9 protein-coding genes and 1 pseudogene are annotated in these 10,752 nt (G+C 71.7%); 4 read left to right on the top strand and 6 right to left on the bottom strand.

The window, feature by feature from the left end; translation table 11 throughout:
- Positions 1-274 (bottom strand): annotated as a pseudogene (locus D7Y11_RS19000) (hypothetical protein); the annotation flags it as partial.
- 204 nt (positions 275-478) lie between these two features.
- Here D7Y11_RS19000 and D7Y11_RS18995 point away from each other — a divergent pair.
- From D7Y11_RS18995 to D7Y11_RS18985, 3 genes are all read left to right on the top strand, one after another.
- On the top strand, positions 479-793 hold the full coding sequence (locus D7Y11_RS18995) for a hypothetical protein (protein WP_126934385.1): 315 nt from the start codon (positions 479-481) through the stop codon (positions 791-793).
- Positions 794-1,029: 236 nt separating this feature from the next.
- Positions 1,030-1,734, top strand: coding sequence for a LysM domain-containing protein (locus D7Y11_RS18990; RefSeq protein ID WP_120575711.1), 705 nt, complete (start codon positions 1,030-1,032; stop codon positions 1,732-1,734).
- A 231-nt stretch (positions 1,735-1,965) separates the two neighbouring features.
- Complete coding sequence (locus tag D7Y11_RS18985) at positions 1,966-2,352, top strand: response regulator (protein WP_120598280.1); 387 nt, start codon at positions 1,966-1,968, stop codon at positions 2,350-2,352.
- Here D7Y11_RS18985 and D7Y11_RS18980 read toward each other — a convergent pair.
- Positions 2,346-4,271: a PAS domain-containing sensor histidine kinase gene (locus tag D7Y11_RS18980; RefSeq protein ID WP_233607331.1), complete on the bottom strand. Its 1,926-nt coding sequence runs from the start codon at positions 4,269-4,271 to the stop codon at positions 2,346-2,348. The genes D7Y11_RS18985 and D7Y11_RS18980 overlap by 7 nt on opposite strands.
- A gap of 108 nt (positions 4,272-4,379) precedes the next feature.
- Entirely contained in the window at positions 4,380-4,640 is a 261-nt protein-coding gene (locus D7Y11_RS18975) for a hypothetical protein (RefSeq protein ID WP_126934384.1), read from the bottom strand.
- Between the two features lie 190 nt (positions 4,641-4,830).
- Here D7Y11_RS18975 and D7Y11_RS18970 point away from each other — a divergent pair, with 190 nt between their 5' ends.
- Positions 4,831-5,517, top strand: a complete 687-nt coding sequence (locus D7Y11_RS18970; RefSeq protein ID WP_121752257.1) for a response regulator — start codon at positions 4,831-4,833, stop codon at positions 5,515-5,517.
- A 9-nt stretch (positions 5,518-5,526) separates the two neighbouring features.
- Here D7Y11_RS18970 and D7Y11_RS18965 read toward each other — a convergent pair whose 3' ends face one another.
- Genes D7Y11_RS18965 through D7Y11_RS18955 form a run of 3 tightly spaced genes read right to left on the bottom strand, consistent with a single transcriptional unit; the run spans position 5,527 to position 10,726 of the window.
- Positions 5,527-8,463 carry a bpX6 domain-containing protein gene (locus D7Y11_RS18965; protein WP_126934383.1) on the bottom strand — a complete coding sequence of 979 codons (2,937 nt, stop codon included), beginning with the start codon at positions 8,461-8,463 and terminating at the stop codon, positions 5,527-5,529.
- Positions 8,460-10,277, bottom strand: a complete 1,818-nt coding sequence (locus tag D7Y11_RS18960) for an LpqB family beta-propeller domain-containing protein (protein ID WP_126934382.1) — start codon at positions 10,275-10,277, stop codon at positions 8,460-8,462. The genes D7Y11_RS18965 and D7Y11_RS18960 overlap by 4 nt, the downstream gene beginning before the upstream one ends.
- Positions 10,274-10,726 (bottom strand): hypothetical protein, encoded by a 453-nt coding sequence (locus D7Y11_RS18955; protein WP_126934381.1) that lies wholly within the window; start codon positions 10,724-10,726, stop codon positions 10,274-10,276. Before D7Y11_RS18955 ends, D7Y11_RS18960 begins: the two co-directional genes overlap by 4 nt.
- Positions 10,727-10,752 lie beyond the last annotated feature (26 nt).

Below are 10,752 nucleotides of genomic sequence, written 5' to 3'. Positions count from 1 at the left end.
CCTCCGCCTCCCCCACCACCACCTGCCCGCCCGCGCGCACCCGGCGGCCCTCGCGCACCCAGAGCTCGCCGGCCGCGTCCCGCACCAGCGCGCCGTCCATGCGCGGCTCGCGCGGCATCCGCCACCGCCCGTCCACCCTCACGTACGTGGGCAGGTTCGTCGTGGTGAAGAAGCCCTCCGGCAGCACGCCGTCCGCCGGAGCCGGGGTGAAGCGCGCGTCCGGGTAGCTGGTGAACCGCGCCGCCGTGAAGTCGGGATGAGCAATGGTCGTCACCCCGCCACCATGCGCGGGCCCTCCCACCCGTTCAAGGGTGCAGCACGTCCCCATCCCCTCGGATTGTTTCCCCTTTCATAAGGGCCACCCACCTGGACGCACCCGGTCAAGAGCGCCGCCCGCAACCCCCGCGCGAATCCCGGGTTCAACCCTCCAAGGACGACGCGCTGGCACGACGCCCGCGCCCATCGAGGAGGACACACCATGAAGCGCAACGGACTGGGGATGCTCGCGGCGGTGCTGGGTCTGACGGTGGCGCTGCCGGCCGTGGCCGCGGAGGCCGACCGGCGCCAGGTGAACCAGCAGCAGCGCATCAAGCAGGGCGTGAAGAGCGGCGAGCTCACGGGCCGCGAGGCCGTGCGCCTGGAGCGCCAGCACCGCTCGCTCCAGCGTGAAATCCGCCAGGACCGCCGGGACGACGGCCACCTGGACGCCGCCGAGCGCGCCCGCATCGACGCGAAGCAGGACGCCCTCAGCCGCCGCATCGCCCGCCAGAAGCACGACGCCCAGAGCCGCTAAATCCCCGGAAATTGCGCACCGCGACACGGCCCCCCCGGGCGGCCCACCGGGGGGCCGTGTCGCGGATGCGCGCCCTTTCCAGGGTCGGATTCCGCTCCAGGTACGCCAATTCGCCCACATGTGCGCCAGGAGTGAAAAGCAGGTGGGGGACGCAACACCGGTTCTTGAATGGCGAGAATGGAAACAATCGCAGCCGGTGACCACCTCCGGGTCACTGCTCCCATAGGAGCCCCCCCATGAGCTACCGCATCCAGTCTGGCGACACCCTCTCTGGTCTGGCGAAGCGCTACGGCACGTCCGTGGACTCGCTGATGAAGGCCAACCCGGACATCCAGAACAAGGACCTCATCTACGCGGGCAAGACGCTGAACATCCCCGGCTCGCGCGACAGCTTCGAGCCCGGCACCCAGGGTCAGGGCGTGCGCGGCGGCGGTTCCGGCGGCTCCAGCGGCGCGGGCAACGTGACGGCGCCTCCGGGCGGCGCGGGCCCGGGCACGCGTGGCCCCGGTGGCAGCCCCTTCGACATCGCGATGTCGCACATGGGCAAGAACGCCGGCTCGCTGAAGCTTGAGCAGACCGGCGTGGGCGCGGACATGGAGGACTGGGTCCCCAACAACGTCAACTGCGCCAACTTCGTCTCCGCGTGCCTGGAGCAGGCCGGGCAGATCAAGGACAGCCAGCACAGCGCGTCCGTGATGACGCTCCAGGGGAACCTGGACCGCGACCCGAACTTCAAGCGCGTGGACCTGAAGGACGCGAAGCCCGGCGACGTCGTCTCCATGAAGGTGGGCGACGGCCAGCACGTGGTGATGTTCGCGGGCTGGAAGGACGGCAAGCCCCAGTTCATCGGCTCCAACAACGTGAACTCGGACGGCTCGCAGCGCATCAGCCTCACGTCCATGAACTACCCCATCATGTCCGTGCACCAGTACCAGGGCTGAACAGACCTGTAGCCCGAGGTCCCCGGTGGGGCCTTCGCCTTCCGCGCTCCTGGCGCCTGGAAGGGGGAGGCCCCATCCGCTTTTCGCGGGGATGGCCTCGGCCGCCTGCCCTCCAAGGCACCCCGAGTGGCGCGGGCCTCACAGTGCCAATGGCCTATCGTCCAGGGCTGGACGTTCCCTGGACACGGGGTCTATCGGACGGGGCCGGACGGGGGGAGGCTCCCGGAAGCCATGCGAAGCCTCATCCTCCTCGTGGAAGACCATGTCGACAGCCGTGAGATGCTGGAGGAGTTCCTCACGCTGGAAGGGTTCGCCGTGGAGGTCGCCGGCAACGGCCTGCACGCCTGGGAGCGCCTGAGGCGCGGCCCCACCCCGGACGTGATGCTGCTGGATTTGATGATGCCGGTGATGAGCGGCTGGGAGCTGATGGAGCGCGTGCAGAAGGAGCCGCGCCTCGCGAACCTGCCCGTCATCGTCGTGTCGGGCGCGGGCGCCACCCGCCCCGTGCCCCAGGGCATCCGGGCGTCCATCCCCAAGCCGCTGGATTTGGACGACCTGATGCGCGCGCTGGAGCCGTTCCGCTCCTCCGCGCAGTCGCAGTTAGCCGCCGCCTACTGAGCCGGCGGCGTCGCGGGCTGCGCCGGCTCGCGAGGCAGGAGCACGCGGAAGACGGTGCCTTCCGACGCGCGCGAGCGCACCTCGATGCGGCCTCCGTGGCCCTTCACCACCTGTTCGACGATGTAGAGCCCCAGCCCCAGGCCGCCGTGCGTGTTGCTGCCCGCGCCGCGCCGGAAGGGGTCGAACAGACGCGGCAGCATGTCCGGCGGAATGGGGTCTCCGCCGTTCTGCACCTCCAACACCACGTGCGCGTCCGCGTCCGACAGCGTGAAGCGCACGGATGAGTCCGGCGGGCTGTACTGGAGCGCGTTGCCGCCCAGGTTGCTCACCACCTGCAGCAGCCGGCCCGCGTCCCAGGCGCCGTCGTAGCGGCCCGGGCCCACGTTCAGCGTCAGCGAGCGCTCCGGCCACGCCGCCTCCAACTCCTCCACCGCCTGGCGCACCACCGCGCGCACGTCGCCGGGCACGCGCTCAATCGGGATGCCGCCGCCCAGCCGGCTGCGGGTGAAGTCGAGCAGCTCCGAAATCATCCGCGCCATGCGCTCACCGGAGCGCGCGATGCGGGACACCGCCTTGCGGTCCCGCTCCTGGAGCGCGTCTCCGTGCATCAGCTTGGTGACGGACAGCTGGATGGCGTTGAGGGGGTTTCGCAGGTCGTGGCTGACGATGGCGATGAGCCGCTCGCCGAACTGCGCCGCCTCCCGCGCCGCTTCTTCCGCGCGGCGGCGCTCGGTGACGTCCACCAGCGTGACGACGCCCGCGACGATGTGGTCGTCCCGGTCGCGCACGGGCGCGCTGGAGCCCAGCAGGTGCGCGGTGGTGCCGTCCGGCCGGCGCACCTGGAGCGGCTCCGCCTGGCGCGTCTCACCGGTGCGCAGCGCGCGGGCCATGGGCCACGCGTCGTCCGCCAGCGGCTGGTTGTCCGCGGTAAACATCTGATGCGACGACTCGTAGTCCGCCAGGCTGGCCGAGGGCCGGAACGGATGCCCCAGCAGCGACTCCAGCGCGCGGTTGCCCAACAGCAGCCGGCCGCTGGGCGCCTCCGCGATGAGCACGCCCGCGGGGAGCTGGTCCAACACCGCCGCCAGCCGCGCGCGCTCCGCCTCGATGGTGGCCAGCAGGCGCTGCCGCTCCGCCTCCGCCTGACGGCGCTGGGTGATGTCCAGCACCGTGGCGGCGCGGCCCACGCGGCGACCCGTGGCGTCCCTCAAGGACGTCACGTGCACGAACGCGGGGAAGCGGCTGCCGTCGCGGCGCAGGTGCAGCGCTTCGTATTCGTGGAACGGCTTGGAGCTGGCGGCGGCCATGTGCCGGGGCAGCGCGCCGCGCGACTCGGGCGCGACCAGGTCCTCCAGCCGCAGGCCCTTGAGCGCTTCCGCGGGTTGCCCGTGCATGCGCGCGAGCGCGGGGTTCGCCGCGACGAAGGTGCTGTCCTCCGCGGCCATCACCGCCACGCCCACGCCCAGGTGCGTGAAGATGTCCTCCCAACGCTGGGGGCCGGACGCGTCCGGGGCGCCCTGCTCGCGCGCCGCTTCCGCCGCCTCGCGCGACGCGAGCATCCGCGCCTGGACATGGGCCTCCAGCGCCGCGGCCTCCACCGCGTCCACGGCGTCGTGGAAGCGCTCCACCTGTTCCTCGTCACCCTGGCCCCCGCCGTCCCGCTCGCGCCACAGCCGCAGCACCGTGTCGCGCAGGCGCCGGAAGTTCGTCGTCGTGGGGTGCCCGTTGGAGCCCTGCACCAGCAGCGACAGCTCGCGCGCCAGTGAGTCGGAGACGCGCGCGTCCGGGTTCGACATGCGGGCCGCCACCGCGGACAGCCCGTGCGTGAAGGTGTCACCAGAGCCCGGGGCTTCGTGGAGCCACGCGTCCTGCAGGACGTCACGGGACTGGAAGAGGAAGTCGGCCAGGGTCAGGGACACGGTGCGAGGCTCGCGGGCGAAGGGGCCTGGGGTGCATCCGGGGGAAGAGGAGCTCACCTCCGACTTAGGCCCCCGCTTCTCATGCGACAAGGACCGTCTGGCGACGTGTCAGGAGGAAGGCGAACGGACCAGGCCCAGCGGCCACAGGGCGGTCAACCGCAGGAGCCCCGCGCCCGGCTCCACGCGGTAGCGGACCTGGAAGCCGCAGGCGAGCACCGTCGCCCCCTCCCGCCCCGACGGCGGCACCGGCAGCCCCGGCATCCGGCTGGCGAGCGCCCCCAGCTCCGCCTGAAGCCGCTCACGCACCGCGGGCGTACACGCCGTGAGCGTGCGCACCACCGGGGATTCCAGCTGGCAGCGGTAGGCCATGAGCGCCGCGAAGGGTGCGCATCTACAGCTCAACTGCAAGATGACAGTGGTACGGTGATGCGAGCGGTCAGACGGTGGGCGTCTGGGGGGAACAGTCGTCGGGGCACACTGTCAGACAGGTGACGCTGGGGAGCCCACTAGACCCTGGGTTCACTTCAAGAAACCAAGGAAAAGCGAGTCAAATGGAGGGATGGCCCTCGGCGTCCACCATCTGTTGCTCGTCGAGGACGATCGGACATGGCGCGAGGGTGTGGGCCGCGCTGCGCGTGAAGCGGGCTTCGTGGTGTCGTCCGTGGCGGACGGCGCGGAGGCGCTGGACTGGCTGCGTCATCGCCCGCGGGCGCAGCACCCGGACCTCATCCTCCTGGACCTGGTGTTGCCCCGGTTGGATGGATGGGAGCTGTACGGCCAATTGCGCACGGACGCGCGGCTGCGGCACCTGACGGTGATGCTGATGTCCTCGGCGAGAGGTGCTCCGGACGTGCCGCTGCACGGGGTGGTGGGCTTCCTGCACAAGCCGCAGCAGCCGGAGGCGCTGGTGCAGGCACTGGCAGAGCGCCTGCGCGAGCTGCCCGGGCGTCCGAAGGAACCCCCGCGCGTGCCGTACGCGCTGCGGCTGACGGACGAGTCGCTCTACGCGCTGCACGCCCTGCCCGCCCCGGTCCGTCACGCGGTGCGCGTGCACCTCTTGCGCGCCTCGGAGCTGGCGGCCTCGGAGCTGCCCCTGGCGTCGTCGTGGTTGATGGCACTGCACAGCGAGCAGCCCTCGCTGCTGGTGACGGTGGAGGGCGTGCGCGTGGTGCTGGTGGTGGACGACGCGGCCTGCGCGCTGACGGCGACCATCGTCATCGTGCCCAGCCACATGCGCTGGGCCTGACGTCGAGGTTCACACCACCGGCACGCGGTGGACCTCGCCGGAGTGCAGGTCCAGCCACACCACTCGGCCGAGCAGGTCGTGGACGACGCACCAGTCCTCCATGAGGCGCACGACCTGGGGCGGGGTGCCGGAGAACTCCACCGTCACGCGGGGGTGGTCGGCGACGGTGCGCAGGACGGCCGTGTGCAGCTCGCCCTTCTGGAAGCGCGTCACGCTCCAGGAGGGAGTGAGCACCACGCCCATGCGCTCCCCGTCCTGCCGGGACGGGCGGTGGAAGCGCCGCGCGACGATGGGCGCCACGTAGTAGGGCCAGGGTCCGGGCTCCTCGTCTTCGGTGGGCGCGATGAGCACGCCCATCGCCTCGCCATCGGGCGTGAGCGCGAGGGCGTCCAGTGTCTCCCGCAGGTCCTTCATGTCCGCGCGCCCGCGCAGGACGGGGCCGTCCTCCAGCTCATAGGTCCAGCGCTCCAGCCGTTCGAAGTCCTGGCCCGGGGTGAGGTGCAGCACGAGGAAGGACAGGTGCTTCGCGTCCACGGCCATCTCGAGCACGACGCCTCCCACCTCCGGCACGCGCCACAGGGAGCGCGGCTCGGCGGCGAGCGTGTCCACCATGCTCACGGTGTCGCGCATGGCGGTGAACCACCGCTCCCCGTCGTAGGTGGGGGCCCACGCATCCAGCTCCAGGTCGCACCAGCGCGTGGCCCGGCGCTCCACCAGGTCCAGCCGGGACACGCGCCACAGGTCACCCCGGCGAGCCAGCGCGAGGGCGCGGTTTCCCTGCGCGGACAGGACCAGGGAGAACGCCGGCACGTCGAAGCTCGCGAGCGTGCGTCCGTCCGGGCCCACCAGCCGCGCGCCCGCCTCCCCCAGCGCGAGCAGCACGCGCCGGCCCGGCAGCACCACGGCGTCATGCACGGCGTGGGCGCCCGCGTGGCTCCGGTCCAGCCACACGCGCACGTGCGGCAGGTCGTGCGTTTCGGACCAGGGGCTCCGTTGCGAGGCACGCGGCGTTGGCAGGTCCGTGCGCAGCGCGGCCAACGCGGGATCCTTCAGCGCGTGCAGTTGCTGGAGGAGACTGGCGTTGGAGGGGAGCTCTTCCACCACCTCGTCGCGCATCAGCGAGCGCACGGTGGGGACAAGGAGCGCGCTCCGGGCATCGGAGGCGTCCGCGCGCAGCAACTCCGTGGCGAAGGCCAGGCGTTCGGGAGCGCGTGCCGGGGTTTCATCCGAGAGCAGTATCTGGATGTCGTCGCGCGCGGCGCCGAAGCCATCCGGGAACTCGAGCGCCAGGCGCGCCAGGAGCTTCGCGCTGCCCGTGCCGCCGGCCTGGATGCCCCGCTCCACCCAGGCACGTGCGATGTGGCGCGCGGACGACACAGGCCACACGGCGTCCACCGCGCGCGACCAGTCTCCGGCCTCCGCGAGCGACTCCGCCCACAACATGCGCAGGGCCTGTGCTTCGGCGGGATGGGTCTTCTCCAGGCGCAACACTGCGTCCGCGAACACGCCCGAGCGCCGCGCGATGGCCACCGCGCGCTCCACATTCTTCGCGAGGAACCACTGGCGCACCACGAGGCCCGGCGGAAGGTTGCGTCCCTCGGCGAGCTCCGCCGCGAGTTGGAAGCGGCCGTGGCGCTCCAGGAAGGACACGGCCTCCTCGGCCGCTTCCAGCAGCTCGGCGAGGACGAAGGCGGCCTCGTCGATGCGGCCTTCGCGCTCCAGGCGGCGGAAGGTCTCGCGGTAGCGCTCGCGCAGCGCCTCGAACACGGCGGGGCCTCCGCCGAACGACTGCGCGGCACCACTCCGGCCGCGAGGTTGGATGCGCAGCTCTTCGCGCGGGCCGGGAACACCGAGCGCGAGCTTCGCGCGTGCGTCCGGGTCCTTGCCCAGGGGAATGGCGTGGCGCAGGGCTTCGTCGAGGTTGCCCTGTTCGAAGAGTTCGAAGAGGTGGCGCAGGTAGTCCCCCTTGCGCCGTCCCACGATCTGCCCCAGGGGCGTGTTCCGGAGCATCCACTCCTTGAACTGCTCGAGTGCGCCCGGGCCTTCGGGTTCTGCGGGACGTGTGTGGGTGCTGGAGACCTGTGAGGCTTTTGCGGCGTCACCTCCGCGCATTCCAGCGAGCAGCCGTGAGAACCAACCGACCCGTACGCCAGTGCCCATGGCGGAGGTGTGACCCGCGTTCGAGGAGAAGGCGCTCCGCAGACGGTCGAGCCATCCCGCGCGACTCGGGGCCAACGCGTTGCCCGGTGTGCCTTGCGTCTCCGTGCGAAAGGCACGGCGCAACCGTGAGAACAAGCCTTCACGACGGACGGTCAGCAGTGCGTCGCCGGGCCTCCGTGAGAAGGCCCGCCGCAGCCGCGCGAAGAAGCCCTCTCGCACCACCGGGACCTCCCGCCCCGCCATGCGCGCCAGCATGCGCTCCGCTTCGGGCGCGAGCGCGGGCACCTTCGGTCCGAACGTCGCGCGCGTAGGCGGAGGCAGCGGATCCAGCGCGACCTTCAGGGGCGGAGGCGGCGCACCCAGAGCCTTCACCTGGACACGCCGCCATTCCGAGACGTCCAGCCACGCCCCCGGATCCACCTGGCGCAGCGCTCCGGGCCCGTACATCCGTGCGACGCCCTCGTGAACCAGCACGACGGCTCCCGGCGGAGGCGCCAATCGCTCGCGCTCCTTCGGGCTCAGCGGCGCGCTGGTGAGCACTCCGGACTCCAGCACCAGCGGCAATCCGGGTGCGGCCCCCACCGCGATCTTGCACGGTGTCGCCAGCTTGAGCAGATGGCCTCCCGCCAGCGCCCAGACCGTGGCCCCGGGACTCCAGGCTGCAAGCACGCGGCGGCGTGCCTCGGCCTCTCCCAGCAGTCCGGAGTGGAACCACCAGGCAGCCACCACCACGGTGCCCCGGTGCACCTGGGCGCGAGGACGCACGGCTTCCGACGCGGGGCTCACGCCGCGGCCTCCGGGACGGAGCGATACAACACCGCCTGATCCATCAGGTCCCACAACACGAACTCTCCCGACGGGAGCAGCCATCCCAACACCGGCTGCCCGTGGCTCACCGCGGCCTGCACCACGGGGCCACTGGCCACCGCGAGCGTCCGGGGCGGCTGGAGCGAGAAGAGGCGGAAAGTGCGCTGATCCGGATCCAATGCAATCAGCCCGGGCAGCGAAGGCGCGGGCGGCTGCACCACGCCCACCACACGGTGCCCCCAGGGAACTGAGAGGGTCGACACATCCGTGCGCTGGAACAGCCGCCAATCCGGTGCCTGGTCACACACCGCGAGCAGCCCCGCGTCCGGATGCCCCCCAAACGGCGAGTAGCCGAAGTGCGCCTCCCCCTCACGCGCGTTGAGCGGAACGATGCGCTCCGGCTCCTCGTCCAGCATCTTGAGCCGTGAGATGACCGCGTGACCTGCTCCCTGGCCCTGGGGCCGCAGCACGCAGACCGGACGCATGTTCACCAACGCCATCGCGGAGACGTCCTCCGCCACCACCTTGATCGCCACGTTCTCCGCACCGGAGGGTGGCGCCAGCGAGAACAGCCGGTCCTTGCCGTCCTTCAACCACAGGTGTTCATGCCCACGCGGATCCAGCCAGCTCAGGAGGTCCAACGGCAGCGCCTCCGGCACGGTATCCGGCCGAATGGAGTCATCCGCCACGTGGTAGCGCGCCTTCCGGTAACCGGTTGGCGTGCGCACGTTCCCGTGCATCACGTACGCCCCCTGGCTCCGCGCGAGCACGAGCAACCCACCCGAATTGCGCCATCCCGCCGCGACCACGCGCTGCCTGGGAGGCACCTGGACGCGCCGGGGCTTGGGCACGGTGGCGCGCGGAGAATGCGGCACGGCCATGGCCTCCACGCCGCCATCCGCGGAGAACAGCAGCACGCGCCGACCGTCCCCGGAGAAGGAGAACTTCGCGATCCGCTGGTCGCTCTTGCGCGACTGCAATGGGGAAGCCGCCTGCCGCGAAGCAAAGGGATTGCGCAACAGCCGCAGACAGTCGTCCGGAGGCGGAAGCTCCAGCACCACCGAACGGGGAACACGGCCCGCGGGCCGCACGTCCACGGTGAGCCGGTGCGCACCGGGCTCCATTGGTTCGGAGACCTCCACGCGGGACATCCCCTCCGCGTCCTCCAGACGCCCCAGGCGCGAGGAGCCCACGAGCCACACGTCCTCGGGCGCGCGCGAAAGGTCCAGGGCTTCGCGCCACGCGGTCAGGTGCCGTGAGGACGCGGGCGTGGTGGAGCGGGCTTCGAGCCACGCAAGCAACGACGTGCCGCCCAGGCCCGAATGGGTGGCGTGAGCGGGCTCGGTCTGGAGCGCGCCCCAGGTGAACGCCGCGCCCGCGGCCTCCGCGCGGCGCGCGAGCACGACCAGCAGCGCGAGGTGCGCGATGCGCGGCAGGCCCAGTTGATCCGGTCCCACGTCCAGCAGCACCACGGTGCGCCGAGCCCCCTGCGGCTGACGGAACGAGGGCTTGAGGAACGACAACTCGCCGAACGCCGCGCGGCGCACCAGTTCTTCCGGTGCCTCCAATGCCCAGAGCCACTCACTGACGAGCAGCCGTTCGAAAGGCCCTCGTCGAGAGAGCCCGTCATAGCCTTGAGGCTCACCGCCCTCGGCCTCACCGCGAGGACGCAGCGTTCCGACCGCCGCCGACAGCCGCGCCACGTGCGGTCCCAGGTGCCGCGCCAGGTCCTCCGGAAAGAGGGACAGCTGCGTCGCCCAGGGGCGCAGCGCGGGAGGCAACGCGGTCGTCACGAAGCGGCCTCAGCGGACAGCCACGCGGTCAACGAGGCGCGCGCGACAGGCTTGGCCGCCGCGACGGAGACGAGCACCCCTGACGCAGGCAGCACCGCGAGCGGCGCATCGCCCAGCCCCGCGAGCAGCGCACGCTCCAACAGCGAAGGAGCCACATCCGGCTCCAGCGCGCAGGGAAGCAGCAGCGCGGGCGCCAGCGGATCACGGCCCAGGTACACCGCACCATCGATCCAGGGCAGCGAAGCAGCAGCCCCCAGCAGCACGAGCACGTCCGGTCCCGCGACACCGGTCCACGATGCGAGCGTCGCGTCCTCCGCCCGCGAAGCGCGGTGTCCCAGCGAGAGCGCCACGGGACCAACGCCCGCCACGGCCACGGGCTCCAGCGGCAAGGCCCGGGGGCTCCAGCGCACGGGAAGTCCCGCGACGACCGGCTCCAGAGGCGGCCTCATGACGCCCTGCTCCCGCGCATCCCACG

The organism is Corallococcus sp. AB018 (genome assembly GCF_003986945.1).
Taxonomy (GTDB): Bacteria; Myxococcota; Myxococcia; order Myxococcales; family Myxococcaceae; genus Corallococcus; species Corallococcus exiguus.
This window is presented reverse-complemented; position numbering and strand designations above follow the sequence as displayed.